This window comes from Paractinoplanes lichenicola (assembly GCF_016785085.1).
GTDB lineage: Bacteria > Actinomycetota > Actinomycetes > Mycobacteriales > Micromonosporaceae > Actinoplanes > Actinoplanes lichenicola.
Window position 1 is genome coordinate 159,167 of record NZ_JAENHO010000016.1, and the last position, 26,362, is coordinate 185,528.

24 protein-coding genes, 1 tRNA gene and 1 pseudogene are annotated in these 26,362 nt (G+C 70.5%); 16 read left to right on the forward strand and 10 right to left on the reverse strand.

Annotated features, from left to right (window positions below):
- The first annotated feature begins 85 nt into the window (after window positions 1-85).
- The 3 genes and pseudogenes from JKJ07_RS42485 (at window position 86) to topA (ending at window position 4,601) form a co-directional block, all read left to right on the forward strand.
- Window positions 86-616 carry a hypothetical protein gene (locus JKJ07_RS42485; RefSeq protein ID WP_202997687.1) on the forward strand — a complete coding sequence of 177 codons (531 nt, stop codon included), beginning with the start codon at window positions 86-88 and terminating at the stop codon, window positions 614-616.
- A 1-nt stretch (window position 617) separates the two neighbouring features.
- A pseudogene (locus JKJ07_RS42490) lies at window positions 618-917 on the forward strand (hypothetical protein); the annotation flags it as partial.
- An 852-nt stretch (window positions 918-1,769) separates the two neighbouring features.
- Window positions 1,770-4,601 (forward strand): type I DNA topoisomerase, encoded by a 2,832-nt coding sequence (gene topA, locus JKJ07_RS42495; RefSeq protein ID WP_202997688.1) that lies wholly within the window; start codon window positions 1,770-1,772, stop codon window positions 4,599-4,601.
- Here topA and JKJ07_RS42500 read toward each other — a convergent pair whose 3' ends face one another.
- Entirely contained in the window at window positions 4,602-5,903 is a 1,302-nt protein-coding gene (locus tag JKJ07_RS42500) for a D-arabinono-1,4-lactone oxidase (RefSeq protein WP_202997689.1), read from the reverse strand.
- Between the two features lie 114 nt (window positions 5,904-6,017).
- On the opposite strand from JKJ07_RS42500, the gene JKJ07_RS42505 reads away from it, so the two are divergent.
- Entirely contained in the window at window positions 6,018-6,647 is a 630-nt protein-coding gene (locus JKJ07_RS42505; RefSeq protein WP_202997690.1) for a TetR/AcrR family transcriptional regulator, read from the forward strand.
- Between the two features lie 4 nt (window positions 6,648-6,651).
- Here JKJ07_RS42505 and JKJ07_RS42510 read toward each other — a convergent pair whose 3' ends face one another.
- A complete protein-coding gene (locus tag JKJ07_RS42510) occupies window positions 6,652-7,857 on the reverse strand; it encodes an amino acid deaminase/aldolase (RefSeq protein WP_202997691.1) in 1,206 nt (401 codons plus the stop codon).
- Between the two features lie 201 nt (window positions 7,858-8,058).
- Between JKJ07_RS42510 and tmk the strand changes: the two genes are divergently transcribed.
- Complete coding sequence (tmk, locus tag JKJ07_RS42515; RefSeq protein ID WP_438871486.1) at window positions 8,059-10,563, forward strand: dTMP kinase; 2,505 nt, start codon at window positions 8,059-8,061, stop codon at window positions 10,561-10,563.
- Between the two features lie 60 nt (window positions 10,564-10,623).
- Here the strand turns inward: tmk and JKJ07_RS42520 are convergent.
- Window positions 10,624-10,700, reverse strand: a tRNA-Thr gene (locus JKJ07_RS42520).
- Window positions 10,701-10,751: 51 nt separating this feature from the next.
- Between JKJ07_RS42520 and JKJ07_RS42525 the strand changes: the two genes are divergently transcribed.
- On the forward strand, window positions 10,752-12,512 hold the full coding sequence (locus tag JKJ07_RS42525) for a metallophosphoesterase (protein WP_438871483.1): 1,761 nt from the start codon (window positions 10,752-10,754) through the stop codon (window positions 12,510-12,512).
- Here JKJ07_RS42525 and JKJ07_RS42530 read toward each other — a convergent pair.
- Window positions 12,509-13,345: a PSP1 domain-containing protein gene (locus JKJ07_RS42530; RefSeq protein WP_202997693.1), complete on the reverse strand. Its 837-nt coding sequence runs from the start codon at window positions 13,343-13,345 to the stop codon at window positions 12,509-12,511. The two genes, JKJ07_RS42525 and JKJ07_RS42530, sit on opposite strands and share 4 nt — an antisense overlap.
- A gap of 162 nt (window positions 13,346-13,507) precedes the next feature.
- On the opposite strand from JKJ07_RS42530, the gene JKJ07_RS42535 reads away from it, so the two are divergent.
- Entirely contained in the window at window positions 13,508-15,205 is a 1,698-nt protein-coding gene (locus JKJ07_RS42535; RefSeq protein WP_202997694.1) for a hypothetical protein, read from the forward strand.
- 301 nt (window positions 15,206-15,506) lie between these two features.
- Here JKJ07_RS42535 and JKJ07_RS42540 read toward each other — a convergent pair whose 3' ends face one another.
- Genes JKJ07_RS42540 through JKJ07_RS42550 form a run of 3 tightly spaced genes read right to left on the reverse strand, consistent with a single transcriptional unit; the run spans window position 15,507 to window position 16,799 of the window.
- Window positions 15,507-16,118 carry a hypothetical protein gene (locus JKJ07_RS42540; RefSeq protein ID WP_202997695.1) on the reverse strand — a complete coding sequence of 204 codons (612 nt, stop codon included), beginning with the start codon at window positions 16,116-16,118 and terminating at the stop codon, window positions 15,507-15,509.
- Window positions 16,118-16,471, reverse strand: a complete 354-nt coding sequence (locus tag JKJ07_RS42545; protein WP_202997696.1) for a hypothetical protein — start codon at window positions 16,469-16,471, stop codon at window positions 16,118-16,120. Before JKJ07_RS42545 ends, JKJ07_RS42540 begins: the two co-directional genes overlap by 1 nt.
- Window position 16,472: 1 nt before the next feature.
- A complete protein-coding gene (locus JKJ07_RS42550; RefSeq protein WP_202997697.1) occupies window positions 16,473-16,799 on the reverse strand; it encodes a YbaB/EbfC family nucleoid-associated protein in 327 nt (108 codons plus the stop codon).
- 163 nt (window positions 16,800-16,962) lie between these two features.
- Between JKJ07_RS42550 and JKJ07_RS42555 the strand changes: the two genes are divergently transcribed.
- Window positions 16,963-18,156 carry a DNA polymerase III subunit delta' gene (locus JKJ07_RS42555; RefSeq protein WP_202997698.1) on the forward strand — a complete coding sequence of 398 codons (1,194 nt, stop codon included), beginning with the start codon at window positions 16,963-16,965 and terminating at the stop codon, window positions 18,154-18,156.
- A 55-nt stretch (window positions 18,157-18,211) separates the two neighbouring features.
- On the opposite strand, the gene JKJ07_RS42560 is transcribed toward JKJ07_RS42555, so the two are convergent.
- Together JKJ07_RS42560 and JKJ07_RS42565 are read right to left on the reverse strand one after the other, a co-directional pair.
- The gene (locus tag JKJ07_RS42560) at window positions 18,212-18,748 is read right to left on the reverse strand and encodes a type 1 glutamine amidotransferase domain-containing protein (RefSeq protein ID WP_202997699.1); all 537 of its coding nucleotides are present in this window, start codon (window positions 18,746-18,748) and stop codon (window positions 18,212-18,214) included.
- 45 nt (window positions 18,749-18,793) lie between these two features.
- Window positions 18,794-19,252 carry a DUF2231 domain-containing protein gene (locus JKJ07_RS42565; RefSeq protein ID WP_202997700.1) on the reverse strand — a complete coding sequence of 153 codons (459 nt, stop codon included), beginning with the start codon at window positions 19,250-19,252 and terminating at the stop codon, window positions 18,794-18,796.
- A 763-nt stretch (window positions 19,253-20,015) separates the two neighbouring features.
- Between JKJ07_RS42565 and JKJ07_RS42570 the strand changes: the two genes are divergently transcribed.
- From JKJ07_RS42570 to JKJ07_RS42590, 5 genes are all read left to right on the forward strand, one after another.
- The gene (locus JKJ07_RS42570) at window positions 20,016-20,468 is read left to right on the forward strand and encodes a DUF6232 family protein (RefSeq protein WP_202997701.1); all 453 of its coding nucleotides are present in this window, start codon (window positions 20,016-20,018) and stop codon (window positions 20,466-20,468) included.
- Between the two features lie 145 nt (window positions 20,469-20,613).
- Window positions 20,614-21,546, forward strand: coding sequence for a helix-turn-helix domain-containing protein (locus tag JKJ07_RS42575; protein WP_202997702.1), 933 nt, complete (start codon window positions 20,614-20,616; stop codon window positions 21,544-21,546).
- 55 nt (window positions 21,547-21,601) lie between these two features.
- Window positions 21,602-21,796: a DUF397 domain-containing protein gene (locus tag JKJ07_RS42580; RefSeq protein WP_202997703.1), complete on the forward strand. Its 195-nt coding sequence runs from the start codon at window positions 21,602-21,604 to the stop codon at window positions 21,794-21,796.
- A gap of 241 nt (window positions 21,797-22,037) precedes the next feature.
- A complete protein-coding gene (locus tag JKJ07_RS42585; RefSeq protein WP_202997704.1) occupies window positions 22,038-22,241 on the forward strand; it encodes a DUF397 domain-containing protein in 204 nt (67 codons plus the stop codon).
- A gap of 57 nt (window positions 22,242-22,298) precedes the next feature.
- Complete coding sequence (locus JKJ07_RS42590; protein ID WP_202997705.1) at window positions 22,299-22,847, forward strand: DUF6226 family protein; 549 nt, start codon at window positions 22,299-22,301, stop codon at window positions 22,845-22,847.
- On the opposite strand, the gene JKJ07_RS42595 is transcribed toward JKJ07_RS42590, so the two are convergent.
- Entirely contained in the window at window positions 22,801-23,964 is a 1,164-nt protein-coding gene (locus JKJ07_RS42595) for a geranylgeranyl reductase family protein (protein WP_202997706.1), read from the reverse strand. The genes JKJ07_RS42590 and JKJ07_RS42595 overlap by 47 nt on opposite strands.
- Here JKJ07_RS42595 and JKJ07_RS42600 point away from each other — a divergent pair.
- The 3 genes from JKJ07_RS42600 to JKJ07_RS42610 are packed head-to-tail and all read left to right on the forward strand — an operon-like array spanning window position 23,963 to window position 26,336.
- Window positions 23,963-24,523: a sugar O-acetyltransferase gene (locus JKJ07_RS42600; protein WP_202997707.1), complete on the forward strand. Its 561-nt coding sequence runs from the start codon at window positions 23,963-23,965 to the stop codon at window positions 24,521-24,523. The genes JKJ07_RS42595 and JKJ07_RS42600 overlap by 2 nt on opposite strands.
- Window positions 24,520-25,089 (forward strand): TetR/AcrR family transcriptional regulator, encoded by a 570-nt coding sequence (locus JKJ07_RS52085; protein WP_202997708.1) that lies wholly within the window; start codon window positions 24,520-24,522, stop codon window positions 25,087-25,089. The genes JKJ07_RS42600 and JKJ07_RS52085 overlap by 4 nt, the downstream gene beginning before the upstream one ends.
- The gene (locus JKJ07_RS42610) at window positions 25,086-26,336 is read left to right on the forward strand and encodes an MFS transporter (protein ID WP_307834706.1); all 1,251 of its coding nucleotides are present in this window, start codon (window positions 25,086-25,088) and stop codon (window positions 26,334-26,336) included. Before JKJ07_RS52085 ends, JKJ07_RS42610 begins: the two co-directional genes overlap by 4 nt.
- Window positions 26,337-26,362: the final 26 nt, after the last annotated feature.

The window sequence follows — 26,362 nt, forward strand, 5'->3', positions numbered from 1 at the left end:
TTGATCCCGATGCGGGGCACCCGGCTGAGCCGGGTGCCCCGCACCATAGATGAGGTTGTCGGACGTTGCCCGTACGCTGCTTCCCATGCGCCCGGCCCGACCCCTCGTTCCACTTGTCGTTCTCGCGCTCGTCGCATCCCTCGCCGCCTGTTCCGGGTCGCACAGCGCCCGCGCCTGGGCGGCCTCGGTGTGCACCACTCTCGAGCCGTGGCGCAGCGAGATCGGCTCCCTCACGTCACGCACCCAGCAGCAGATGGACACCGCCACCACGCCCAGTCAGGCCAAGGAAAATCTGATGCGCCTGTTCGGCGGGGCGGCCGACGCCAGCGAGAAGGCGCGGGCCGGGGTGGTCAAGGCCGGGGTGCCCGACGTCGACGACGGCGAGCGGATCGCCGACGGCTTCACCGGTTCGCTGGCCGCCACACGCGACGCCTACTCGAGGGCCAGGAGCGGCATCGAGGGGCTGCCGACGGCGCCCGCCCAGACCTTCTATCAGCAGGTCACCCAGGTCGTGCAGCAGCTGCAGAGCGACTATCAGGCGAGCGGCCTCGACACCAGCAAGCTGAGCTCCAGCGAGCTCAAGGCCGCCTTCGACGAAGTGCCCGAGTGCCGGTGAGATGACCGAGACGGGGTGGCCGCTTATCCCGCGCGAGGTGCTGCCCGCGCCGGTTCCGGCTGCCAAGCGCCCTGCTTCGCCCCGCGCCGACCCGCCGTCGCCCGAGGCCGGCCGTCAGCTGCCGTTCTTCGGCGCCGAGACCACCGAGCCGTCGCCCGCCGACCTCGCCGGGCTGCTGGCCGGGCCCGGGGTGCTCGGGCGGATGGGCGGGACGGCCCGGGTGCTGGTGCCGGTCGACGCCGCCTGGCGGGTGCATGTGCTGGTGGCCGAGCTCGTCATCCGGGGCCTGGTGGTCAACTGGCGCCCTATTCAAGATCAAGACCATGAAGAGACAGATGTACGAGACGTCGTGTACGCGCCGTTCGAGGACGACTCGATTCCCGAGCTCGGTGCCGACGCTGATCCGCGCGGCGGCACCACGGCCGAAGTTCCGGCAGATGCCGACAAACCGAAAAAGTCCACAAAATTGCGGGCGGTCGAAGCGGCCCACGTGGGCGAAGTCACGGGCGACGCGAGCGCGACCCCAGGCGACTCGGGCGAGTCGCAGGACGGCGCTGACGAGGCAAAACTCGCGCCCGAGGCACAGCCGGAACCCGAGCCGGCGGCCCCCCGGTTCGAGGTTCTCACGGCGTACTCCCGAAGGTTGAACGGTCTGGCCCAAGCCTGGCCCCAGGCCGCTTCACAGCTTTTCCTCAGCGGCCCTCGCCTGCGTCTCTGGGTGGCCGCGGCCGGCGAGCCCGTCCCGGGTGGCTACGCGCTCGGTCTCGACCCGGCCAAGGACGTCACGGAGATCGATGCCGCGCTGGTCCGGGCCGGTCTGGCCGGGCGCGTCAGCGACGACGGGCGACGCTATCTGATCTCCGGGAAAAGGCGGGTCAAGCGCCTGGCCGAGCTGGTCGGCGAACGGCCCGCGGCGGCCCCCGAACGACTCTGGCCCGGTGGCGCGGCTGCGTGATCTTCCTGGATTGTGTGCGACACGACAGCATGTTCCCGGTGTACGGTGTCGCCGTCGGAGGCATACGGTGGCCGGACCGTTACCATCCGACTCCGGGCTTGCCGGGGAATGTTGACTCATCCGGCGCGTTACGTTGAAAGTCTGTGTTCGGCCATGTCCACATGGCGGAACGCGAAAGTGTCGAAGTTTGGGAGTGCCGTGCCGAGTGACACCAGGACGACCCGTCTGGTCATCGTCGAGTCCCCGTCGAAGGCCAAGACGATCGCCGGTTATCTGGGCCCCGACTATCTGGTCGAGGCCTCCATCGGCCATGTCCGGGATCTGCCCAAGAACGCCGACGAGGTGCCCGAACAGTACAAGGGTGAGTCGTGGGCACGGCTGGGCGTCGACGTCGACAACGGCTTCCACCCGCTCTATGTGATCTCGGCCGATCGCAAGCAGCAGATCGCCAAGCTGAAGAAGCTGGCCAAAGAGGTCGACGAGATCTTCCTCGCCACCGATGAGGACCGCGAGGGCGAGGCCATCGCGTGGCACCTCCTCGAGACGATCAACCCCAAGGTGCCCGTGCACCGGATGGTCTTCCACGAGATCACCCGGCCCGCGATCCAGGCCGCCGTGGCCAACCCGCGCCAGATCGACAAAAACCTCGTCGACGCGCAGGAGGCCCGCCGCATCCTCGACCGCCTCTACGGCTACGAGGTCAGCCCGGTGCTTTGGAAGAAGGTCATGCCGAAGCTCTCGGCGGGCCGCGTCCAGTCCGTGGCGACCCGCATCGTGGTCGAGCGCGAGCGTCAGCGCATGGCGTTCCGCACCGCCGAGTATTGGGACATCAACGCCCTGCTCGCCGTCCGGGGCCAGGTCGAGGGTCCGCGCCAGTTCGGCGCCACGCTGATCGCGCTCAACGGCGACCGGATCGCCACCGGCAAGGACTTCGAGCCCACGACCGGCCGTCTCAAGCCCGGCGCGGCCGTCACGCAGCTCGACGAGGCCGGCGCCCGGGGGCTGGCGGCCCGGCTCGAGGGCCAGGAGTTCACGGTCACCCGGGTCGAGGAGAAGCCGTATCGGCGCCGGCCCTACCCGCCCTTCATCACCTCGACGCTGCAGCAGGAGGCCGCCCGCAAGCTGCGCATGTCGTCGGCCCAGGCGATGCGCACGGCCCAACGGCTGTACGAAGAGGGCTACATCACTTATATGCGTACCGACTCGGTCAACCTGTCGGAGACGGCCATCGCGGCCGCCCGCCGGCAGATCGCCGAGCTCTACGGCGAGCGCAGCGTTCCGCCGGAGCCCCGCCACTACAAGGGCAAGGTCAAGAACGCGCAGGAGGCTCACGAGGCCATCCGGCCCGCCGGTGACACCTTCCGCACCCCCGCCGAGCTGGCCGGGGAGCTCTCGGGCGACGGGTTCCGGCTCTACGAGCTGATCTGGCGCCGCACGGTCGCGTCGCAGATGACCGACGCGGTCGGCAACTCGATCTCGGTGCGCATCCGGGCCGTCTCCACGGCGCAGGAGGAGGCCGACTTCGGCGCCACCGGTAAGACGATCACCGAGCCGGGCTTCCTGAAGGCGTATGTCGAGTCGTCCGACGACGAGAACGCGGAGGCCGAGGACGCCGAGCGCCGCCTGCCCAACCTCGCCAAGGACCAGCCGCTCGACGCCGACGAGCTGACCGCCGCGGGCCACCACACCAGCCCGCCCGCCCGCTACACCGAGGCGTCGCTGGTCAAGGCGATGGAGGAGCTCGGCATCGGCCGCCCCTCCACTTACGCGTCGATCATGCAGACGATCCAGGACCGCGGCTACGTGGAGAAGCGCGGCCAGGCGCTGATCCCCACGTTCATCGCGTTCGCCGTGGTCAACCTCATGGAGCAGCACTACCCGCGCCTGGTCGACTACGGCTTCACGGCCGCGATGGAGAACGACCTCGACGGCATCGCGGGCGGCGACCACGCCTCCCTCGACTTCCTGACCTCCTTCTATTTCGGCAGCCAGACCCCCGGCGCCGACGACGAGATCGCCAAGGCCGGCGGCCTGCGCAAGATGGTCACCGAGAACCTCAGCGCGATCGACGCCCGCCTGATCAACTCGATCCCCCTCTTCGACGACGAGGAGGGCCGCCACATCGTGGTGCGGGTCGGCCGGTTCGGGCCCTACCTGCAGCGTCAGGTGCCCGGCGCGACCGAGGAACAGGCGAACGACAAGGCCAACCGGGTCTCGATCCCCGAGGGGGTCGCGCCCGACGAGCTCAACCTCGAGAAGGTCAAGGAGCTCTTCCTCGGCGGGGGCGGCGAGCGCAGCCTGGGCGACGACCCGCAGACCAACGAGCCCGTGCTGATCAAGTCGGGCCGCTTCGGGGCGTACGTGCAGAGCGGCGAGCGGCGCGGGTCGCTGTTCCGGTCGCAGACGCCCGAGACGCTCACTCTCGACCAGGCGCTGCAGCTGCTCAGCCTGCCCCGGGTGGTCGGCAAGGACCCCGAGGGCAACGAGATCATCGCCAAGAACGGCCGCTTCGGCCCGTACGTGCAGCGGGGCACCGACTCGCGCTCGCTGGCGTCGGAGGATCAGCTGTTCACGGTCACCCTCGACGAGGCGCTGGCGCTGCTGGCGGCCCCGAAGACCCGCGGCCGGGGCGCGGCCAAGCCGCCGCTGCGCGAGATGGGTCCCGACCCGGTGACCGAGAAGCCGATGGTCATCAAGGACGGCCGGTTCGGGCCGTACGTGACCGACGGCGAATACAACGCGTCGCTGCGCGGCGAGCAGACCCCCGAGAACCTGACGATCGAGCAGGCGTCGGAGATGCTGGCCGAGAAGCGGGCCAAGGGCCCGGCGCCGAAGAAGCGCGCGGCCAAGAAGGCGCCCGCCAAGGCGGCAGCCTCCGACGCGCCGGCCAAGAAGGCGGCGGCGAAGAAGGCTCCCGCGAAGAAGACGGCCGCCAAGAAGGCCGCGCCGGCCAAGAAGACCGCCGCCGCGAAGAAGGCGGCGCCGGCCAAGAAGACGGCGCCGGCCAAGGCCGCGGCCACGTCCGAGTAGTCAGGCGCCGAGCACCCGGTCCAGGTAGTCGTTGGTGAAGACCCGGGCCGGGTCGAGCCGGTCGCGTACGGCCACGAAGTCGTCGAACTTCGGATAGGCCGGGCGCAGATCCGCCGCCGTACGGTAGTGCAGTTTGCCCCAGTGCGGGCGTCCGCCGAGGGGCTGGCAGACGGCCTCGAACGCCTTGAAGTAGGGCTCGTAAGGCGCGCCGGTGAACTGGTGCACGGCGACGTAGGCCGACTCGCGGCCGTAGCCGTGGGACAGCCACACGTCGTCAGGGCCGGTGAACCGCACCTCGACCGGGAACTGGATCTTGAACGGCAGCCCGTCGATGATCCGCGGCAGCGCGTCGAGCACCTCGGGCAGCGCCGCGCGCGGGATCTCGTACTCCATCTCGGTGAAGTGCACCCGCCGCGGCGTGCAGAAGACCCGGTCCGAGCGCTCGGTGTACGTGCGGGCCGTGAGCGCCCGCGCGGCGATCGACTGCACCGTGGGCACCACGGCCGGAACCCGCCGGCCCAGCTTGCAGACGCCCTGCCAGAGCGTGTTGGCCAGGAACTCGTCGTCCATCCAGCCCCGGAAGCCGGACAGCGGGCGGTCGTTCTCGGCCACCTTGTTGTTCCGCTTGAGCTGCGCCCGGTCGGTGTACGGATACCAGTAGAACTCGACGTGCTCGTTGGCCGGGATCCACTCGTCGAGACCGGCCAGCACGTCGGTCAGGGCCATCGGGCGCTCGTCGGCCAGCAGCGTGAACGCCGGCACGCAACGCAGCGTCACCTCGACGAGGATGCCCAGGGCGCCGATCCCGAGCCGTACGGCGGGAAAGATCTCGTCGCCCTTGCTGATCTCGAGAACCTCGCCCGCGGCGGTGACCAGCTTCACGGCCTCGACGCAGGTCGCCAGCGTGCAGTGATCCGCGCCCGTGCCGTGCGTGCCGGTGGAGATGGCCCCCGAGATCGTCTGCGCGTCGATGTCGCCCAGGTTCGGCATCGCCAGCCCGTGCCTGGCCAGCAGCTCGTTGAGCTTCCAGAGCGGCATGCCGGCCTGCACCGTCACCAGCGGGCCGTCGACCGAGACGAGCTCGGTCAGCTGGTGCATGAGCATCCGCTGGTCGTTGGCGACCGCGATGTCGGTGAACGAGTGACCGCTGCCGACGACCTTGACCCGGCGTCCGGTTTCCGACGCCTCCTTGACGTGGCTCACGACCTCGTCAACAGTGCCAGGGGTCAGGACGTCGACAGCGAGTGACTGCTGGTTGCCGCCCCAATTGATCCAACTGCGGGCGTTCCGGGGGGTAGTCATTCAGCCTTTGTCCTCCGTACGAGCGGACAGGCGCACCGCGCGTCCCGTCGATGCGCCTCGCTCGTTGATCCGAGTAACGTTCCGATTATCACTGCTGAGAGGGAGTGGCGACGCGTGTCGACACCAACCGTCACCACCGGGCCGCTGCGGCGTGTCCCGGTGCAGGGCAGAAGCGTTGCCCGGGTCCAGCGCATGCTCGACGCCTGTGCCGAGCTCGTGGACGAGGTCGGCTATGAGGGCCTGACCACGACGCTTCTGGCCGAGCGCGCCGAGGTCGCCATCGGCTCGGTCTACCAGTTCTTCCCGGACAAGAGGGCGATCGTCCAGGCCCTGGCCATGCGCAACATGGATGCGTATCTGCAGGGTTTGTCCGACCGGTTCGGCAGCGAGACGTTCGCCCACTGGTGGGACGGCGTCGACGCGGCGATCGACATTTTCATCCACATGCACCGCTCGGTGCCCGGCTTCCGCACGCTGCACTTCGGCGACGTGGTCGACGTGCACCTGCTCGACGTCGAACGCGACAACAACGCGGTCATCGCCGAGCGCCTGGCCGAGCTGCTGGTCGACCAGTTCCAGCTGATGGACAGGGGACGGATGCGGTTCTCGCTGGAGATCTCGGTCGAGGCCGCGGACGCGCTGATCAAGCTGGCCTTCCGGCGCGACCAAGGCGGCGACGAGGCAGTGCTGACCGAGGCCAAGGCGCTGATCCGGGAATACCTGCACCGCCACGTCACGAACTGAAGGGTCAGCCCAGCCAGGCATGACCCTCCCCCCGGTACGTCGGGGCCGGCGTCGCTGACTCGCCGTCGACCAGCTGAAGCTCGTTGACGTGCTCGCACAGCTCGCCGGCCTTGGCGTGACGGAACCAGACCCGATCGCCGGGCCGTAGCGTGTCCGCCACCGCCCCGACCAGCGGGGTCTGCACCTCCCCGGGCCCCTCGTCGGGCTTGAACTTGAGGCCCGCGGGCAGCCAGGGCGTCGGCTGCCGGGACGTCTCGGCCGGTCCCGACGCGATCCAGCCGCCGCCGAGCACGGTCGCGATCCGCGGGGCCGGGCGGCGGACGACGCTGAGCGCGAAGAACGCGGCCGGGGTCGGGCGCCACGCCGAGTAGGCGTCGAACAGCGTCGGTCCGTACAGGCCGGAACCCGCCGTGACCTCGGTCACCGCCGGGTCGGCCCCGGTCGCGGCCACGCTGCCGGTGCCGCCCGCGTTCACGAACTCCAGGTCGGCGTGCTCCCGTACGGCGGCCACGGCCTCGCCCCGCCGGCGGACGATCTCGGGGAACGAGCGCGACTGCATCAGGCGGATCGCGCGGCCCCGCAGGGTCTGCCCCGGCGGCAGGTCGCCCAGGCCGGCGATCTGGGCCTCGTACGACATCATCCCGACCAGCTTGAAGCCGGGGCGGGCGGTGATGCGGCGCGCGAGGGCCGACGCCTGACCGGCCGAGTGGACGGGGGAGCGGCGCACCCCGACGTGCAGGGCGGCCGCGGGGCGCCACGACGAGTCGAGATCCAGACAGAGCCGTACGGCGGGACGGTCGCCCGGCGGAGTGACCTGATCCACCAGATCGAGGTGGGACGGGTGGTCCACCATGATCGAGATGGCGTCGGCCAGCTTGGCGTCGGAGGTCAGCTCGCGCAGCGCGGTGCGGTCGGCCGTCGGGTAGGCCACCAGCACGTCGTCGGTCAGGCCGGTGCGCACGAGCCAGATCGCCTCGGGCAGCGTGTACGCCATCACGCCGTGCCAGCCGGGGCGGGCGAGAACGCGTTCCAGCAGCGTACGGCAGCGAACCGACTTGCTCGCCACGCGCAGCGGCTTGCCCTGGGCGCGCGCGGCCAATTGATCGGCGTTGGCGTCGAAGGCCGCCAGGTCGACTGCCGCGACCGGCGTCTCGAGGTGGGCGGTGGCCCGGTCGAGCCGCTTCTGCAAGGCCTTGCGGTCATCGATCACGCCCGCACCGTATCGCCGTCACGAGCAATGCGAAAGCTCTTCACTTATTCGATACCCGAACGTGGGTAAACCGGCGGCTACGAGCCGCCCGATAGAGTGCACCCTGCAGTAATCACGGGAGGTACGGTCATCGACACCGAAAAGCGGGAATCCGGCCCGGTCGACTTGTCCGGCGCGGCGGCGCTGCGCTCGGTGCTTCGCATCCGGCCCTTCCGCCGCCTCTGGCTCGTGCTCGGCCTCGCCTCCTTCGGCGACTGGATCGGGCTGCTGGCCACCGGCATCTTCGCCGCCGCCCAGTTCGAGAGCAGCGTCGGCCAGGGCGCCGCGTTCGGTGGCACGATCGCCGTCCGCCTGCTGCCCGCGCTGCTGCTGGGCCCGATCGCGGGCGTGTTCGCCGACCGGTTCGACCGGCGCTACACGATGGTCATCACCGACCTGATCCGGTTCGTCTTCTACGGCTCGATCCCGCTCGTCCCGCTCTTCGGCGGGTCGCCCGGGGTCACCGTGCTCTGGGCCACCATCGCCACCTTCGTCGGCGAGACGATCACGCTGATCTGGATCCCGGCCAAGGAAGCCGCGGTGCCCAACCTCATCCCGAAGTCGCGGATCGAGGTCTCGAACCAGCTCACGCTGGTCACCACGTACGGCATCACGCCGATCCTGGCCGCGCTCGCGCTGTCCGCCCTCACCGCGGGCATCCAGCAATCCGGGGCCACGCTGCCCGGCTGGGCCCAGCCCGTGCAGATCGCCCTCTATCTCAACGCGATCTCCCGGCTCGCCACCGCGATCACCGTCTTCTTCGGCATCAAGGAGATCGGCGGCAAGAGCGCGGAACGGCAGGAGGCCGCCCAGCAGCAGAGCATGACCCGGCAATTCCTCGACGGCTGGAAATACATCGGGACCACCCCCCTCGTACGGGGTCTGGTGCTCGGCATCTTCGGCGCGTTCGCGGCCGGCGGCGTGGTGATCGGCGCGGCCAAGACGTTCGCGACCTCGCTGGGCGCCGGTGAAGCGGCGTTCTACCTGCTCTTCGGCACGATCTTCATGGGCCTGGCGGTCGGCATCGGCCTCGGCCCCATGATCATCAAGGAGCTGTCCCGCCGCCGCTGGTTCGGCATGAGCATCGTGCTGGCCAGCGGCTCGGTGATGTTCCTGGGCATCGCCTTCCACCTCTCGATGGCCCTGGTCGGCGCGCTGCTCGTCGGCGCCGGCGCGGGCATGGCGTTCCTGGCCGGCACGACGCTGCTCTACGGCGAGGTCGACGACGCCGTACGGGGCAGGGTGTTCGCCGTCGTCCAGATCGGCGTGCGGATGGTGCTGCTGCTGGCCATCACGCTCTCCGGTTTCCTCGTCGGCCTGGGCAGCTCGCGGCGCGTCGACCTGGGCGTCGTGCACTTCGACGTCTCCTCGACCCGCGTGCTGCTGCTGGTCGCGGGCGCGGTCGGCGTCTTCGTGGGCATCGGCTCGTTCCGCCAGATGGACGACAAGCGCGGCGTGCCCGTGCTGGCCGACCTGTGGGGCTCGCTGCGCGGCCGCCCGCTCGCGCCCGACGAGCAGTTCGTGCGCAGCGGCATCTTCGTCGTCTTCGAGGGCGGCGAGGGCGCGGGCAAGTCGACCCAGGTCACCCGGCTGGCGGCGCTCCTGCAGGCCGAGGGGCGCGACGTGGTGGTCACCCGCGAGCCCGGCGCCACCGACGTCGGGGCGCGCATCCGCCAGCTGGTGCTCGACAAGAGCGAGGCCCCGTCGCCCCGGTCCGAGGCCCTGCTCTACGCGGCCGACCGCGCCCACCACGTGGCCACCGTCGTCCGCCCGGCCCTGGCCCGCGGCGCGGTGGTGATCAGCGACCGCTACGTCGACTCGTCGCTGGCCTATCAGGGCGCCGGCCGCACCCTGCCGGTGGCCGAGATCTCGTGGCTGTCGTCATGGGCCACCGGCGGCCTCAAGCCCGACCTGGTCGTGCTGCTCGACGTCGACCCCGGCGTCGGCCTCAACCGGGTCGACTCCCGCGGCGAGGGCACCGACCGCCTGGAAAGCGAATCCCGGTCGTTCCACGAGCGGGTCCGCTACGCCTTCCTCGACCTGGCCGCGGCCGACCCGAAACGCTACCTGGTGCTCGACGCGGCTCGCCCGGTCGACGACATCACCACCGTGGTCGAGGAACGCCTCTCGGGCTTGCTGGGCGCGGCCGAGCCGAACCACCCGGCCCCGGCCTCGACCGACCTGCCCCCGGAGCCGGATTTCGGCGCCCCCGACCTGACGGCCACCCACAACCGCCGCGTCGGCCCCGACGACCGCCGCGCCAGGCCCACCACTCCTTCCGCTCCGGCTGCCCCGGGTGAGACCGCGCCCGCTGCCCTGGGCGAGGCCGCGCCCGCTGCCCGGGGCGACTCCGCGCCCGACGTCACCCAGCCGATCGCGGCTCGGACGGTGGCTGAGGCGGCCGACCTCACCGAGCCGATCGCGGATCGGACGGTGGCTGAGGCGGCCGACCCCACCGAGCCGATCGCGGACCGGCCGATGGCCGACGTGGACGAGACCCAGCCGATCCCCGACCGCCCGGCCGCCGACGTCACGCAGGCGATCCCGCCCGCCGACCACCGAGCCAACGGGCGCGACGAGGAGCCGCCGCTCGAGGAGATGGCGGAACTGCTCGGCATTAACGACGACGAGACCCCGGACGGCCCCGGCCGCTACAGCCGCCGCTGAGCGACCTGGCCCAGCGCCGGGAATGGCAAAAGCCCAGGCCATCTGACCTGGGCTTTCGCATGGAGCCGCCTGACGGAATCGAACCGTCGACCTACGCATTACGAGTGCGTCGCTCTAGCCGACTGAGCTAAGGCGGCAACGAGAACCAAGTGTACGGTATCCGCCCTCGACGCCACGCCGGGGTCCGAATGTCGGGGGGCGGGACTAGTGTTCCCCGCGTGACCGACGATCACCCTGAGCCTCCCCCGCTGCCGACGGGTCAGGTCGTGCCGCGCCGGCCCGGCAGCATGCAGCCCCGTGAGCTCGGGTTCACGCCGCAGCGGCCGGTCGGCTGGCTGGCCCCGCTGCTGCTGCTCAGCACGGGGCTGCGCGCCCTGCTGGCGACCCTGTTCGGGGCCTATCTCGACAAGCGTGAGCTGCAGAACGCCCTCGACGGCGGCTGGTTCGACCACTCGGAGACCGAGGACGGCGAGCTCTGGCTCGACTATGTGGCCGACCTGGGCGACGGCTTCGACGCGACGTATTCGGTGGCCTATCTGCTGGCCCAGCCGAGCCTCGAGGTCGACGGCGCCGCGCTGCCCCGGGGCCGCCTGCTGCTGATGGGTGGCGACCAGGTCTATCCGCTGGCCAGCGGCGACGGCTACGAGAGCCGGATGAAGGGGCCCTATCGCGCCGCGCTGCCCGAGCCGCCGGCCGGGGTGCCGCAGCCCACCCTGTTCGCGCTGCCGGGCAACCACGACTGGTACGACGGGCTCACCGCCTTCATCCGGCTCTTCGCCCGCCGCAAGGACGGTCACATCGGCGGGTGGCGCACCGAGCAGCGCCGGTCCTACTTCGCGGTCAAGCTGCCCGCGAACTGGTGGCTGTTCGCGATCGACGAGCAGTTCGGGGCGTATATCGACGATCCCCAGCTGCAGTATTTCGAGCAGGCCGCCCGGCATGTCGGCCCGGAGGATCGCGTCATCCTGATGACCCCGTCGCCGAAGTGGGTCAAGTCGGTCGACAGTCCCGAGGAATACGACGCGATCGACTACTTCATCCGCAAGATTCTCGACCCGCGGGGCGCGACCACGCGGGTGCTCGTCTCGGGCGACCTGCATCACTACGCGCGCTACAGCGACCCCGGGCGTGAGCTGATCACCTGTGGGGGTGGCGGCGCCTATCTGGTCGGCACGCAGCAACTGCCGGACGAGCTGATCGTCCCGCAGCCCGACACGCTCACCCGCAGTCGCAGCGTCAGCCGGCCGTACGAGTTCCGCCAGTCCTATCCGGACGCCAAGACCTCGCGCAGTCTCGGGTGGGGCGCTTTCCGGCGGATCCCGACGCGTAACCCCGGTTTCGTCACGATGCTCGGCATCATCCACGTGCTGACCATGCTGGCCATGGCGGGCGCGACGGCCGGCAACGCGAGCATCGTCGCCCGGCTGTTCAGCATTCCGCTGACGGTCATGCTGGTGCTGATCATCGCGGGGTCGGTAGCCTTCGCCCAACCCCCGAAGGCCGACAAACCCGGGCACGCTCGACATTGGATCGCCGGCCTGCTGCACGCGTTCGCCCACATCGGACTGGCCGCGGCCGGCACCTGGCTCTGGCTGGTGCTCCCGTTCCACGACTGGGCGTGGCCGGGCCCGCTCGTGGTCGCCGCGGTCGTCTACGGCCCGGTCATCGGCTTCCTCGCCACCCAGTTGACGGCGCTCTATCTGCTGCTCGCGTCCTACGCCGGCGTCAACGTCAACGAGCTGTTCGCCGGTCAGGGCATCGAGGACCACAAGAGCTTCCTGCGTATGCACATCGCGACGGACGGCAGCCTGACGATCCACCCCATCGCCGTCGACAAGATCTGTCGCAAGTGGACCCCTGACCCCGACGGACCCGCCGACGGGCCGTGGCTGCACCCCGCCGAACCGCTGACTCCCCGGCGCATCGAGGCGCCGATCGAGGTCCGTTAGCTGTAGCGCTCCTCGTGTGACTGACGCGGGCCGCAGACCGAGGCCCGGCTGCACGAGCAGCGGGAACCGTCGGCGTCCATGCGGACCACCACGGCGTCCTTGGGCACGCTGTGGGCCACCACCCGGCCGTCGCCCTCGGGGGTCGTCACGCGGGAGCCGATGGCGGGCGCCGTGGCCTGGAACTTCTGATAGAGCGGGTGCTCATATTTGAGGCAGCACATGAGGCGGCCGCAGGCACCCGAGATGCGCAGGGGGTTGAGCGGCAGGTCCTGATCCTTGGCCATCCGGATGGTGACCGGCTCGAAATCGGTCAGGAACGTCGCGCAGCACAGGTCACGCCCGCACGAGCCGATGCCGCCCTGCACGCGAGCGGAGTCGCGGGCCGAGAGCTGCCGGAGCTCCACGCGGCAATGCAGGGTCGCGCCAAGATCCCGTACGAGGGAACGGAAATCGACCCGGTGCGGGGCGGTGAAATAGATCGTCGTGCGGGCACTGCCGGCGCCGGTCTGGTCGAGCACGTGGTCGACCGCGACGACCTTCATCGGCAGCTCGTGCGCCTTGATCAGCTTTTTGGCGGCGACCTTGGCCTCCGCCTTGCGCTTGCGCAGCAGCTCGTCGCGCCGCAGATCGTTGTCATCGGCGAGCCCGGCCACCTTCGGGAAGCCCGACGTGTCCTCGCTCACCCACTGCGCCGCCCAGACGCACTCCGCCACCTCGGGGCCGTCATCCGTGGGCACGAGCACACGGTCGCCGACCTGGGGCGTGAACTCGCCCGGATCGAGGTAGTAGAGGCGGCCGTACCGGTTGAAGCTGACCGCGCACAGCATGCCCATGGCCACCACCCTACGACGCCGAGAACGCCGTAACAAATGTCGGTTTTGGGCTACCCGTCGGGGTTGTCGCATAGATGTATCGCAACCGCCCGAATCGACCTTCGTTGGGCAGACCCGTAGACGCCGCTCGTTCGCGGCCCATCTGAGGGAGGGAACTGCCACATGACGCCCGCCAGGTCGCTGGCCGCAAGTGTCGCCGCGCTCGGTTTCGCGAGCGCCCTCACCGCACCGCAGCCCGCACTCGCGGCGCCCACGCCCTGTGAACGGGCCGAGAACTTCGCGGCGCAGTCCGGCGCTGACCTGCTGAAGATCAACAAGCTCGAGGTCAACGCGCCCGCCGGGGAGCGGCCGAAGACTCAGGAGCGCGCACGCGTGCTGAGCGGCGACGACTCGGTCATCCCCGACCCCGCGGACAGCGACACGCTGAGTGAGGGCATCGGCATGACCGCGACGGGGGCGCTGGGCTATCTCGGGCTCGCGCCGAAGTCGGGGGCCGATGGGGTGCCGCCGGCCAGGAGTGGGCTGGCGGGCGATCTGGCCGATCGGGGTGGCGCCGTGGTGGGCGGCCTGACCGGGGGCGCCGGGGGCGGGGAACCGGCCGACGAAGATGAGTCTGCCGACGGTGACTCGCGAGCCGACCGCCGATCCAAGGGCGCCGACGACGTACGGGCGGACGACGACTCGGGGGCGGCGGGCGCTCAGGGTGACGGCGGGCAGGTCACGAACAAGCGGGCGAGGGCCACGAGCGGGTCGCTCTCCGAGGTCGAGGTCGGCGAGGCCCGTACGGCGATGATCGCGCCCTCGAAGGTCGCGTCGGCCGCGTACGCCCGGATGCTCGGCGGCGCCCCCGACGCGGCGATCGCCAAGCCGCTGCTGCAGCAGGCGCCGCCGACCAACGCGAAGGGCGCCCAGCGCTCGACCCTGGCCGCGAAGGCGGGACCGTTCCGCCTCGGCAACGGCCGGATCGGCGCGCACGCCCGGTGGGACAAGGCCATGGCGTGCGGCCGGGTCGCGGGCGAGACGGGTCGCGCCGACACCGTCCTGCAGAGCCTCAGCCTGCTCGGCAGCGGCCGCGAAGCGCTGGTCCGGGTGCCGGGCAGGATGACGAGCCGCGGCACCACGGTGATCGAGAACCACAACGACCAGGCCCGTACGGTGGCCCGGTCGACCATCACCGCGGGGCGCATCGAGCTGGCGGGCGGCAAGGTCACCGTACGGGTGCTGCGCGCGCCCACCCTCGAGGCCGCCATGTCGGCCACGGCCGGCGGCAAGGTCGCCTATCGTCCCGCGGTCGTCGAGGTCTCCGGCGAGGGCCTGCCCACCAAGCGTCTGGAGGCCGCGGGTGACCACGCCGACTTCGCGCTGACCCCGAACCAGCGCGCGATGGAGTCGGCGCCGCTGACCGACCTGGGCGGGCTGGGCAAGACCGGGCCGCTGCCCGTGCCCGGCGTCCCGGGCCTGCCGCCGGTGGCCGCCCCGGAACCGGAGTCGGCCACCCTGCCTGCCAAGGGGATGCGGGTGCGGGTCTCGCTCGGCGACGTGCGGCACGCGATCGAGGGGCACGCGATCGCCGCCCGGGCCGACGCCATCAAGGTCTCGGTCGCGCAGGCGGCCGGCTCGAAGGACCGGGGCCAGGACGGCTACGGCGGCAAGCCCATGGTCTCGCTGAGCATGTCGGTCGGCGTGCTGGAGGCGGCCGCGGTTTCGCCCGAGGGCCCCGCGGTCTCGCCGGGCGGGGGCGGTGGCCTTCCGGTGACCGGCCCCCGGCTCGACCGGGTCGCGCTGACCGGCGGTGGCCTGCTGCTGGCCGGGATCGGCGCTGTGCTGTTCAGCCTGCGGCGGCGCCGCTCGCACTCGTGATCACTCGGGTGTGATCACGCCCGGGCGGTCCTCCGGTCTCGAACCGGAGGGCCGCCCGATACCGGAACCGGGTCGGCCGGATGGAGGCATGTCGATCTCCTGACGGATGAGTCGGACCCGAACGGTTGTCCCTTCCTGCTCCGCCGAGCGGCCGAAAGCGTGCCCGACTCCGAGACATCCATCGATTAGTAGCGTTGAGTATTCCTATACCTGCGGGGGGTGCAGGAGGACGCGGCGTCGCATTCGGGGTTCTTTCCGGTTATCCGAATGCGGCGCCGCGTTCATGTGCGCCGAGCCCCCGTCACAGCGGGATCGGGTCGGCCAGCTGCCGCGACCCCTCGAGCAGCTCTTCGGCCTCGGCGTAGTCGTCGGCGATCGCGCGCAGCACATGGGCCGTCAGGTCGGCGGCGGCCACGCTCTCGGCGGACGTGGGCGGGAGGCTCGCGGGACCGGTCAGCGTGAGCGCCTCGGCCGAGGTCAGGGCGTCGGCCAGCACGGCGGCCAGGTTGTCGCGGGCCCGGGTCATCCAGTCGTGCAGGGCCGCGGCCAGGTCGGCGGTCGCCTCGAAGCGCTCCTCCAGGCTGTCGTGGCCGCCCGAGAGGTGCGCGGCGACGCGGCGGCGCTGATCGTCGTAGGCGTCGGCGGCCTCGCCCTCCCACTCGTCGGGCGGGGGCAGCGCGGCGGCCGTGCCGGCGCAGAGCCGGGCGCCTGCCCGCAACTCCGGTTCGGCCTCGGCCAGCGCGGCCGGCCGCAGCTCGGCCACCGCGCGAGCGGCGTCGGCGGGCATCAGGCGTACGCGTCGAAGGTGCCCCCACACCGGATGACCCGGCGGTGCGCCGGCCAGCTCGAGGACGTCTTCGGCCCGACGCAGCAGCGGCGTGGCGGAATCGAGCACCTGGTCGAGCCGGTCCATCACATCTCCCGGGTGAAGCGGCGCCGGACCGCCTCGTCGGTCTCGGTGTAATCCCGCCGGGTGGCCCGCACCGAGCCGGCCGTCGCGGCCAGGCGGGCGGCCGCAGCCGACGCCTCGTGCGCCCGGGCCGTGAGCGTCGCGGCCCAATGCTCATGCAGGGCGTTTCCCACCCGGCCCGGCAGGCCCGAACCCGCGGTGGCGCCCGAGCCGGACGCGACCGATCCGCGCGGGTGCGCCAGGGCGGCCGGGGCCGCGGCGAACGCCCCCGGCGCAGCCTGCAGGGCGGGAAGCTCGCGGGACAGCGCGGTCAACGCGTCGGCGGCCTGATCGAGGCCCTCGGCCAGCCCCTCCACCTCAGGCCTCGCCCAGCGAACGCAGCTTGCCGAAGATCTCGTCGTGCAGCTTGCCGCGGGCCCAGTGGGCGGCCTCGGCGGCGTTGGCCACCACGGCCTGCAGCTCGCGCGAGAACTCGACCGGCTGCCGATGCTGGAGCCCGCCATGAATCTGGATGTCCGTTATCTGGCCGGATGCCGTCACCGTGACCTCGATCGAGTCGTCGGGCGAGTGGACCGAGACCTGATGCGACTCGACCGCCCGTTCGTAATCGCCGCGCAGCTGCTCGACGCGTCGATGCCTCTCGATGGCTTCGCTGATCCACGCCTCGTCGATCTCACGCGCCATACCGAGGCTCCTAACCGTGTGTCAACGTGCCGTCGCGCACCGGGACCAGAACGTACACGGAAGAGTGATGCCTTCGCTACGCCGGGTTTTCCACTGTGGATAACTCCCGGCCCGGTGGATGACGGATGAGGTTTTGTCGGGGGCGGGCAATACCATCGGTGCCGTGAGTGACGTCTTCGCCGATCTGGTGGGCCAGGCCGAGCCCGTCGCCACGCTGCGACAGGCGGCGTCGGCCGCGGCCCGGGTCGTCGCCGGTGAGCAGGTGGCCGCCGGCGCCATGACCCACGCCTGGATTTTCACGGGCCCGCCCGGCAGCGGCCGCTCGGTGGCCGCGCGGTCCTTCGCGGCCGCGCTCGAGTGCGAGCGTGACGGCGCCGGCTGCGGCGAGTGCCACGGCTGCCACACCACCCTCGGCAAGACCCACGCCGACGTCCGGTTCGTGGTGCCCGAGGGCCTCTCGATCGGCGTCAACGAGATGCGGGCCCTGGTGCTGCGGGCGGCCAGCGCCCCCTCGGGCGGCCGGTGGCAGATCGTCGTCATCGAGGATGCCGACCGGCTCACCGAGCAGGCGGGAAACGCGCTGCTCAAGGCGATCGAGGAGCCGCCGCCGCGCACGGTCTTCCTGCTCTGCACGCCGTCGACCCACCCCGACGACATCTCGGTGACGATCCGCTCGCGCTGCCGGGTGGTGGCGCTGCGGCAGCCACCGGCCGACGCGGTGGCCGAGGTGCTCGTGCGCCGTGACCACATCGCCCCCGACGTCGCCGCGTGGGCCGCGGCCGCGTCGCAGGGGCATGTCGGGCGGGCCAAGCGCCTGGCCAACGACACCGAGGCCCGCGGGCGGCGCGAGGCGGTGCTGTCGGTGCCGCGGCGGCTGACCGGGGTCGGGGCGTGCTTCGAGGCGGCGAGCGCGCTGATCAAGGCGGCCGAGGCCGAGGCGGCGGAGCAGCTGGTCGAGACCGACGCCTCCGAGCGCGCGGCCCTCGAGCAGGCGCTGGGTGCGGGCGGCACGGGCCGGGGTGCGGCGGGGGCGATGCGCGGCGCGGCCGGCCAGCTGAAAGATCTGGAACGCCGGCAGAAGTCACGGGCGACCCGCTCGAAAAGGGACGCGCTCGATCGCGCGCTGGTCGACCTGGCAGGCTTCTATCGCGACGTGCTGATCACCAACATGCGCGCGCCGGTCGCCGTGGTGCACACCGACGTGGCCGGCCAGTCCGAGGCCGCGGCCGGCAAGTGGTCGCCCGAGAGCGCCCTGCGCCGGCTGGAGGCGGTGCTGGCCTGCCGTCAGGCGATCGACGAGAACGTCAAGCCCGAGATCGCTGTGGAGGCCATGATGCTGAGCCTCTGGCGCGGCTGACCCCGAGACGACGAAAGCCCAGACCGACTGGCCTGGGCTTTCCGTAGGCGCCGGGTCAGGCCAGGGCGGCCACGAGCTTCTCGCAGAAGGCGGGCAGGTCGTCCGGCTTGCGGCTGGTGATCAGGTTGCCGTCGGTGTGCACCTGCTCGTCGACCCAGGTGGCGCCGGCGTTGGTCAGGTCGGTGCGCAGGCTGGGCCAGCTCGTCATCGTGCGGCCGTCGACCGCACCGGCCTCGATGAGCGTCCACGGGGCGTGGCAGATGGCGGCCACGGTCTTGCCGGACGCGACGAACTCGCGCACGAAGGCGACCGCGTCGGGATTCGTACGGAGGAAATCGGGGTTGGCGACGCCGCCCGGCAGCACGAGCGCGTCGTAGTCGGCCACCGCCGCGCTCGTGATCGGCTTTTCGACCTTGTGCTTTCCGGCCGGGTCCATGTGGTTGACGGCCTGGATCTCGTCGTCGTTGATCGAGACGAGCTCGGCCGTGCCGCCCGCTGCCTCGACCGCCTTGCGCGGTTCGGTGTATTCGACCTCTTCCACGCCGTCGGCGGCCAGGAAGGCGATGCGCTTGCCGGTTATCGAGGTGGTCATGTCAGGCGCCCTTTCTCGTCGGTGGAGCCAGGGCGCCGGGGCGCCCTAGTAGCCGCGATTCCCGACTGCGGCGCGGGCAAACGCCGGGGTGCGGCCGTTGGCCAGTTCGCCGCCGAACCAGGCGCCGAAGCCGCTGATCGCCAGGGCCAGCACTTCGAGGAGGAACAGGCCGACGCCGGCCTGCCGGTTGGGGTCGCCGACCCGGACCATCAGGATCACGGCGAACAGGAACAGCACGCCCATGTTGAGCAGGACGCGCAGCACGCCGATGCGTTTCGCGTCGGGTCGGCGGACGAACGCCAGGTCGATGGCGCCCGCGATGGCCGCGGCCACGCCGCCCACCAGGCCGGCGACGATGTTCCAGTAGGCCAGTGATCCCACGATCCCCGGCGCTCCGAGCAGGGTGGCCACGTCGAAGATGACGGCCATCGTGAAGAGGCCCAGCGGGAACATCACCAGAATTGGCTGCACCGCCTGGCCCGCGATCTTGAGTCGGCTCTCCATGCGGGTTATCGCCCTTCTACCTGCGACATCACAGGTTCGAGGTTGGCATCCGTCGCTGAGCTACCCGGTCGGTTCGTCAATGAAACGCCACAAGGTGGTCAAGTGGCGCACGCTACTCATAGAACACTCAGCTTAGACGCAATCTGCAACATGGCAGATTGATGCGTAGCGGACAGCCTGGAGGCATGCTTCACTACAAGTAGAGCAACAAGGGCGGAGTTGGAGGGGAGACGGTAGACAACGGCACCCGGCGGCAACCGGGTGCCGTTCTTGCCGCTGCGGGCGTTCGCTGTCGTCATGACAAACGACGATCTTGAACAAACGAGATGGGCAACGTCTCCCGTTAAGCGCCATCCTGAACTCGGCGGCCCCGTCACCGCAAGAATCCGGGGGCGAGGAATGCGCTATCAGGAAACGCTTCACACGTCCGTGATCAGGTTCGTCGGCCGCGCCGGTTCCCACCCGCGTTTCGGCACACCCCTCGTGAACTCGGCGAATGCCAGCTTGTTCGTAATCTGCTACATGGCAGAATGATGGGTAGCGGCTTCACCGGAGCGCGTGCTGTACTACCTGTAGAGCAACAAGGGCGAGGTTGGAGGAAAGGCGGTGCCCGGCGGCAACCGGGTGCCGTTTTCGCTTCTGGGGACGTCTTTCGTTGACGCCAATGATCTTCCGGACGAGCGAGGCTGGGAAACATCTCTCTCTAGCGGCAGTATTGCCGTGACTTCCTTTCCTCGCAAGGACCGAGGGACAGGAGTGCGCCATGAGCAAACGCATCTATTATCGCGGCCCCGGCGTCGTGGTCACCGACGAATTGTTCATCCTGCGCGGCAAGCCGTTGAAAAGCTACGCGGTTCACGATCTGCACAACGTCGGAGTGGTGCGCTCCAGCTCGGCGCCGTCCTCGCCGGCAGCCACCCTGGCCGTGGCGGCCGGCACGGTCGCGGCCGTCGGCGCCGGGTGGACCCTGCTGGCACCGCCCACCGCGTACGCGATCGCCCTGCTGGCCGTGCTCGTTCCGCTGGCCTGCGTCGTGCCCTCGCTGGTGCGGCGCAGCGGCCGGGGGTGGGAGCTCCACGCGATCTATCGGGGATCCGACGTCGTTCTCTACTCGGACTTCGACGAACGTCAGTTCAACCAGGTCAAGCGGGCCCTGCGGCGGGCCATCGAGAATGCCCGGCCACCCGGGAGGGGACTTGACCTCGCGGTCGCTTGATCTTTAACAATCACCTGACCCCCCGGTCGGTCGTCTGTATAACGGACGTTAGGATGTGCGCGACCTCGCGGACTGCCAGCTGGCAATCCGCGAGGTAGCAGTTTGATCCGCTCCGTGATGCAACTACTTCAACGATGAAGGACCGATGACCGAGGGCGATTCGCCTACGATCGCGCGCCTACGCGTTCGTCTCGCCATTCGCGAGGCGCGTAAGGCGTCCGGTCTGACGCAGGTTGAAGTCGCCGAGGCGATGGAGTGGTCGAACAGTAAGGTCATAAGGATCGAGAACGGCGACAACACCATCTCGATCAATGACCTGAAAAACCTGCTGACCCTGCTCGGCGTCTCCGACAAGGAGCACATCGACTCCCTGCTGGCCGACGCCCGGGTCGCCCGCCGGCGGCAGCAGCCGGTCACGGCGTGGTGGCAGGACCCGAGCATTCGCGAGGGGATGAACGACCCGCTGCGCCGCTTCGTCGAGTACGAGGCCGAGGCATCCGAGATCCGGTCCTACAACATCCTCTACGTGCCCGGGCCGTTGCAGACGCCCGAATACGCGACCGCCCTCACGCGCATGTGGCAGAACGAGAGAAGCGACAGCGAGTCGCCCCGCCCCGGCGGATTCTCCCCCGAGAAGGTCGCCGCCCTGGTCGAGGCCAGGCGCCTGCGCCGCGAGGCGATGTTGAACCGGCTCGACTCGCTGAAATATCTGATTCTCTTCGACGAGTCCGTGCTGCTGCGCCCGGCCGGCGGGCCCGCGATCTTCGCCGCCCAGCTCCAGCAGATCCTTGAGCTGAGCGCGCAGGGGATGTTCAAGCTGCGCATGCTGCCCTTCGACCTCGGCACCGCGATCGCCAACAACGGCAGCTTCGACCTGCTCAAGGTAGGCGCGGACAGCGAGGTCATGTATCGCGAGAACGGCCCGCTCGACGAGATGGTCGAGGACCGGGACGAGACCGCGCGGCATCGCAACAGATTCGACCAATTGTGGGAAGTCGCCCGGAATGAGGGCGACACAATCGCCTTCATCGAGGAGCGTCGAGCAGTTTTTCTTGGCGCGAAATCTCCGAACTTGTGAGGTCGAGCAACATGAAAATCAATGACTGAACCGTACTAGAAACAGGGAGAGACAGATGGGTGAGGTCGTGTCGCCTCAGTGGCGTCGGAGCAGCCGTTGCACCGGTGGTAATTGTGTGGAAGTGGCCAAGGTCGACGGGGGCTATCTCATCAGGGACAGCAAGAACCCCGATCTGGCCCCGCACTCGTTCACCGAGGCGGAGTGGCAAGCGTTCGTCGCCGGCGTGAAGGCTGACGACTTCACCTTCTGACGCACATGAATCGTCGTCTCGCGCGATTCACTCGCGCGAGACGACGACAAAACGGAAGCCGCGCTTGCGTGGCTCGGGCCTGCACGCGCTCTGCAAAACGGGCGAAAGCCTGCAATACACGCCAAACGCTGCGCACTTTTGGTAGATAGAGCACATAGCGCGCGAGGTCGCAGTATTCACTCCTGCCGTGCCTGTAACCGGTCGCCTACCGTGGGATTTGGGAACCGGCACGGAGGTGCACATGGAACAGAAAAACGACAGGCACAAGTGGTATCGCTCGACGCGCTGCTCCGGAGGAACCTGCGTCGAGGTCGCCGCCGAGAAGGGCGGCATCGTCCTGATCCGGGACTCGAAGGATCCGGAGGGCCCGGCGCTGAGCTTCTCCGAGGCGGAGTGGCTGGCGTTCGTGGCCGGCGTCAAGGCGGGGGACTTCTCCTTCGGATGAGGGAGAAGCCGGCGGAAGCGCTGGTGGGCTGCCGGCCGAGGGCGGCATACTGCGCTGGTGAGGGCTGACCCGCACGTCGCTCGCTTTGCCGTCCTGCATGACGCGGCCGAGGCGCTGCTGGACGATTTGGCGGAGCGTTACGTGGTTGACCGCCGCGAGAGCAAGGAGCTTCTCGGGCCGGCCGACGCCCTGGTGCGCATGGAACGGCTCATGCCGCGTACGCCCGCGGCCGCGCCGCTGGCCATCGCGTTCACCGAGACGCCGGGCCTCGTCCTGCGGCTGGGGCGCTGGTGGGTCGAAACCCTGCCCATGTGCGCCTGCGCGGTCTGCGACGAAGACCCGGCCCGCCTCGTCGACGCGCTCCGGACACAGGCGTCGGCCCTGATCGAGGGCGGCCTGTGGGAGCGCGTGCGGCGTGGCGTCGGCGGCTCGTGGTTCGAGAGCCGGCTCATCGGGGTGGGCCTCAACGCGCGCCGCGAAGGGCCGCTGACCAGGTGGGATGCGCGTGAGGCGCGGCGCAGCGGGTTCGCCGCGGCGGTGCAGTGGGCGCCCTGGCCGCTCAAGCCCGGAACAGCGCGAGCAGAGCCCGTACGCCGGGACGTTTGACCACGCGGGCCATCGAGAGGTCCCCGCGGCAGAACGTCTCGAACGCGCGCCAGCCCAGCGGGGTCGCCATCGCCAGGTGCACGACGCCGGGCAGGCGGGAGAAGCCGCCCAGCAGCCGCCGGCCCGCGGTCATCTCGGGCGCCAGCTCGGCGGTGACGCGACGTTCGTACGCGGGAAGGTCTTTGAACTCGGAACCGGCCCAGTCGCCGGAGCGCAACGCGTAACTGATGCCCTCGCGGGTCCACGGCTCGAGCAGGCCCGCGGCGTCGCCGGTGACCACCACGCGGCCCCGGCGCAGGGGCGCGTCGGGTCGCCGGCAGCGCGTCAGATGCCCGGAATCGCGCACGACCGGACGGTCGCCCAGGCCGAGCCGCTGCACGAAGTCGTTCAGGTATTGCTTCGTGGCGGCGCCGTTGCCCTTCGCCATGATCACGCCGACCGTGAGCTCGTCGTCCTTGGGAAAGACCCACCCGTACGACCCGGGGAACGGGCCCCAGTCGAGCAGGACCCGCCCGCGCCACGTCTCGCGGTCGGCCTCGGTCGCGGCCAGCTCCACCTCGAGGCCCAGATCCTGCTGCTCGAAGGTGACACCCACGTAGCGTGACGTGATGCCGGCCGAGCCGTCCGCGCCGATCACCACGCCCGCCGTGATCTGCTCGCCGCCGGCCAGCGTCACAGTCGCGTACTCGTCGTTCTGGTCGATCGCGCGAACCTGCGCGTTCTGCCGCACGGTCGCGCCCGCCTCGACGGCCGCCACGAACCAGGCGTGGTCGAAGTCGTCGCGCCGGACCAGCGTGAGGAACGGCCGGCCGGAGGCGTGCCGGGTGAAGGACCGCCGCCCGTCGCGTGTGAAGGTGAGCGACGTGATGCGATCGCGGGCGGGCACCGAGATGTGCGCCGACGCGTACGCCAGGGAGGTGCCGATGAGGCCGCCGCCGCACGTCTTGTAGCGCGGATGCTCGGCGCGCTCGAGGACGATCGTGCGGGCCCCCGCCGCGGCCGCCGCACGCGCCGCCGACAACCCTGCCGGTCCGCCGCCGACAACCGCAACGTCCCATGCCGGCTCTGCCCTCACGACGGGGATTCTAGCCAGGATGTTATGTACGCTCGTACGCATGACCACGATGCGCGAGCGGATGCTGGCCGGTGAGCTCTATCGGGCCGACGACCCCGCCCTGTTCCAGGACATGGAGCGGGCGGCGACGCTGTCCCACCGGCTCGACCAGGCCGACCCGGCCGACCACGCGCTGCGCCGGGAGCTGCTGACCGAGCTGCTCGGCGGCCTGGGCGAGGGCGCCGAGATCCGGCCCCCGTTCCGCTGCGACTACGGGTATCAGACCTTCATCGGCGCCCGGACGTTCGTGAACTTCGGGCTCGTCAGCCTGGATGTGGCAACCGTCACGATCGGCGACGACGTGCAGATCGGCCCCAACGTGCAGCTGCTCACCCCGTGGCATCCGGTCGCCGCCGGTCCCCGCCGCGACAAGTGGGAGGCGGCCTCGCCGATCGTCATCGGCGACAACGTCTGGCTCGGCGGCGGCGTGATCGTCCTGCCCGGCGTGACGATCGGGGAGAACACGGTCGTCGGGGCGGGCGCGGTGGTCACCAAGGACCTGCCACCGAACGTGGTCGCGGTGGGCAACCCGGCCCGGATCATCCGGACGGTCGAGCCGTGACCGCCGTCCCCGCGGCCCGCTCGCCGCGGCGCTACGACCCCGGCCGCAAGAGCCGGATCATCGACGCGGCCATCGAGGTGATCGCCGGCCACGGCGTCGCGGGCACCACCAGCCGGCGCATCGCGGCCGCCGCCGACGTGCCGCTGGGCTCGATCACCTACCACTTCGACAGCCTGGAGGACCTGCTCGAACAGGCCTTCCGGCGGCACGCCGAGCAGATGTCGCCCCGCTACGAGGCGCACTTCGAGCACGTCACCGACCTGGCCGGGTTTGCCGACGCCGTGACCGACCTGATTCACGGCGGGGCCGGCGGGGACCAGAAGGACTGGGCCGTGGCGTACGAGCTCTATCTGGCGGCCCTGCGCGACCCCGCGTTGCGCAGCGTGACCGAGGCGTGGATGCGCCGGTCACGGGCCGTGCTCGAGCGATTCGTCGACCCGGTGACCGCGCGGGCCGTCGACGCGCTCAACGAGGGCCTGGTCATGCACCTCATCCTGTCCACCGCCACGTTCGACCGGGCCGACACCCGTACGATCGTGCGCCGTTTCCTCGGAGTCACCGGGTGACCATCGTCGTTCCCGAAGTGCGGGCGGCCACCCGCGCCGTCTACGCGGCGTTCATCATGGCCGGGGTCGCCGCCGCCAGCTGGGCCTCGCGCATCCCGCAGGTCCGCGACGAGCTCGAGCTGACCCCGTCCCGCCTCGGTCTCGTGCTGCTCGCGCTGGCCGCCGGCTCGATCGTCTCGCTGCTGATCGCCGGTCAGATCGTCGCCCGCTTCGGCTCGAGCCGCACGGTCGCCACGATGGGTGTGCTGCTCGGCGTGGCCCTGTTCTCGATCTCGATCGGCTACGAGTTCGGCGTCGTACCCGTGGTGATCGGGCTGTTCGCCTTCGGGTTCGCGAACGGCGCCTGGGACGTGGCCATGAACGTGCAGGGTGCGATAGTCGAACGCCGCCTCGGCAAGTCGATCATGCCGCGCTTCCACGCCGGCTTCAGCGTCGGCACGGTGGCGGGCGCCCTGGTCGGCGCGGCCGCCGTCGCCCTCGGCCTCTCGGTCACCGTGCACCTGGCCGTGACCGCGGTGCTGATCGCCGTCATCGTGGTGTTCTCGGTGCGGGCCTTCGTCCCCGACGACGCCGGCCCGATGCCGGCCGTGACACCCTCCGACCCCACGATGATCGGCTCGAACACCCCCGTCGTGACCAAGCGCGAACGCTTCCGCAACGCCGTCTCCACGTGGCGGGAGCCGCGCACCCTCCTGGTCGGGGTGTTCGTGCTGGCGTTCGCCTTCACCGAGGGCGCCGGCATCGACTGGATCAGCATCTCGATGATCGACAGCTACGGCACGTCGGCCGCCGTCGGCACGCTGGCCTTCGCCCTGTTCCTGAGCGCCATGACGGCCGGCCGCTGGTTCGGCCCGGCTCTGCTCGACCGCTACGGCCGGGTCCCGGTCGTGCGGGTGCTGGCCGCGGTGAGCCTGGGTGGGCTGGCCCTCTACATCCTCGGGCCGGCGGCGCCGTTCGCCTTCGTGGGAGCGCTGCTGTGGGGACTGGGTGCCTCGCTGGGCTTCCCGGTGGGGATGAGCGCGGCCGCCGACGACCCGGCCCACGCTGCGGCCCGGGTCAGCGTGGTCGCCTCGATCGGCTACTGCGCCTTCCTGGGCGGGCCGCCGCTGATCGGCTTCCTGGGCGACCACATGACGGTCAAGAACGCGCTGGTGGCGGTGGCCGTCCTGCTGATCGTCTCACTGACTTTGGCGGGCGCGGTCAAGCCGTTGCCGGAGGCGGCGTTGGAAGAGGAGCGGCTGGTCTGAGATTCTGGCCGTACTGGGCCGGGGGC

Excerpts from the sequence above, each read along its gene's own strand:
- JKJ07_RS42485 (WP_202997687.1), top strand. The coding sequence starts at position 86 with ATGCGCCCGGCCCGACCCCTCGTTCCACTTGTCGTTCTCGCGCTCGTC.
- JKJ07_RS42500 (WP_202997689.1), bottom strand. The coding sequence starts at position 5,903 with ATGACTACCCCCCGGAACGCCCGCAGTTGGATCAATTGGGGCGGCAAC.
- JKJ07_RS42525 (WP_438871483.1), top strand. The coding sequence starts at position 10,752 with ATGTCGGGGGGCGGGACTAGTGTTCCCCGCGTGACCGACGATCACCCT.
- JKJ07_RS42530 (WP_202997693.1), bottom strand. The coding sequence starts at position 13,345 with ATGGGCATGCTGTGCGCGGTCAGCTTCAACCGGTACGGCCGCCTCTAC.
- JKJ07_RS42535 (WP_202997694.1), top strand. The coding sequence starts at position 13,508 with ATGACGCCCGCCAGGTCGCTGGCCGCAAGTGTCGCCGCGCTCGGTTTC.
- JKJ07_RS42540 (WP_202997695.1), bottom strand. The coding sequence starts at position 16,118 with ATGGACCGGCTCGACCAGGTGCTCGATTCCGCCACGCCGCTGCTGCGT.
- JKJ07_RS42550 (WP_202997697.1), bottom strand. The coding sequence starts at position 16,799 with ATGGCGCGTGAGATCGACGAGGCGTGGATCAGCGAAGCCATCGAGAGG.
- JKJ07_RS42560 (WP_202997699.1), bottom strand. The coding sequence starts at position 18,748 with ATGACCACCTCGATAACCGGCAAGCGCATCGCCTTCCTGGCCGCCGAC.
- JKJ07_RS42565 (WP_202997700.1), bottom strand. The coding sequence starts at position 19,252 with ATGGAGAGCCGACTCAAGATCGCGGGCCAGGCGGTGCAGCCAATTCTG.
- JKJ07_RS42570 (WP_202997701.1), top strand. The coding sequence starts at position 20,016 with ATGAGCAAACGCATCTATTATCGCGGCCCCGGCGTCGTGGTCACCGAC.
- JKJ07_RS42575 (WP_202997702.1), top strand. The coding sequence starts at position 20,614 with ATGACCGAGGGCGATTCGCCTACGATCGCGCGCCTACGCGTTCGTCTC.
- JKJ07_RS42580 (WP_202997703.1), top strand. The coding sequence starts at position 21,602 with ATGGGTGAGGTCGTGTCGCCTCAGTGGCGTCGGAGCAGCCGTTGCACC.
- JKJ07_RS42585 (WP_202997704.1), top strand. The coding sequence starts at position 22,038 with ATGGAACAGAAAAACGACAGGCACAAGTGGTATCGCTCGACGCGCTGC.
- JKJ07_RS42600 (WP_202997707.1), top strand. The coding sequence starts at position 23,963 with ATGACCACGATGCGCGAGCGGATGCTGGCCGGTGAGCTCTATCGGGCC.
- JKJ07_RS42595 (WP_202997706.1), bottom strand. The coding sequence starts at position 23,964 with ATGCGTACGAGCGTACATAACATCCTGGCTAGAATCCCCGTCGTGAGG.